Origin of the sequence: Citrobacter sp. S55_ASV_140, from assembly GCF_018919505.1 — a bacterium.
GTDB classification, from domain to species: domain Bacteria; phylum Pseudomonadota; class Gammaproteobacteria; order Enterobacterales; family Enterobacteriaceae; genus Citrobacter; species Citrobacter werkmanii.
The window spans coordinates 1-947 of the sequence record NZ_JAHLQZ010000400.1 but is presented as its reverse complement, the minus strand read 5'-3'; the positions used below and the strand labels follow the sequence as shown (position 1 = coordinate 947).

The window sequence follows — 947 nt, the reverse complement described above, 5'->3', positions numbered from 1 at the left end:
GGTATCAGCCTGTTATCCCCGGAGTACCTTTTATCCGTTGAGCGATGGCCCTTCCATTCAGAACCACCGGATCACTAAGACCTGCTTTCGCACCTGCTCGAGCCGTCACTCTCGCAGTCAAGCTAGCTTATGCCTTTGCACTAACCTCCTGATGTCCGACCAGGATTAGCTAACCTTCGTGCTCCTCCGTTACTCTTTGGGAGGAGACCGCCCCAGTCAAACTACCCACCAGACACTGTCCGCAACCCGGATTACGGGCCCACGTTAGAACACCAGCCATTAAAGGGTGGTATTTCAAGGACGGCTCCATGCAGACTGGCGTCCACACTTCAAAGCCTCCCACCTATCCTACACATCAAGGACCAGTGTTCAGTGTCAAGCTATAGTAAAGGTTCACGGGGTCTTTCCGTCTTGCCGCGGGTACACTGCATCTTCACAGCGAGTTCAATTTCACTGAGTCTCGGGTGGAGACAGCCTGGCCATCATTACGCCATTCGTGCAGGTCGGAACTTACCCGACAAGGAATTTCGCTACCTTAGGACCGTTATAGTTACGGCCGCCGTTTACCGGGGCTTCGATCAAGAGCTTCTCCTTACGGATAACCCCATCAATTAACCTTCCGGCACCGGGCAGGCGTCACACCGTATACGTCCACTTTCGTGTTTGCACAGTGCTGTGTTTTTAATAAACAGTTGCAGCCAGCTGGTATCTTCGACTGATTTCAGCTCCATGAGTAAATCACTTCACCTACATATCAGCGTGCCTTCTCCCGAAGTTACGGCACCATTTTGCCTAGTTCCTTCACCCGAGTTCTCTCAAGCGCCTTGGTATTCTCTACCTGACCACCTGTGTCGGTTTGGGGTACGATTTCGTGTTACCTGATGCTTAGAGGCTTTTCCTGGAAGCAGGGCATTTGTCACTTCAGCACCGTAGTGCCTCGTCATCAC

At 52.2% G+C, this 947-nt stretch carries 1 rRNA gene; it reads right to left on the bottom strand.

Annotation, left to right across the window (positions count from 1 at the left end):
* Positions 1–947, bottom strand: a 23S ribosomal RNA gene (locus tag KQJ18_RS24140); the annotation flags it as partial.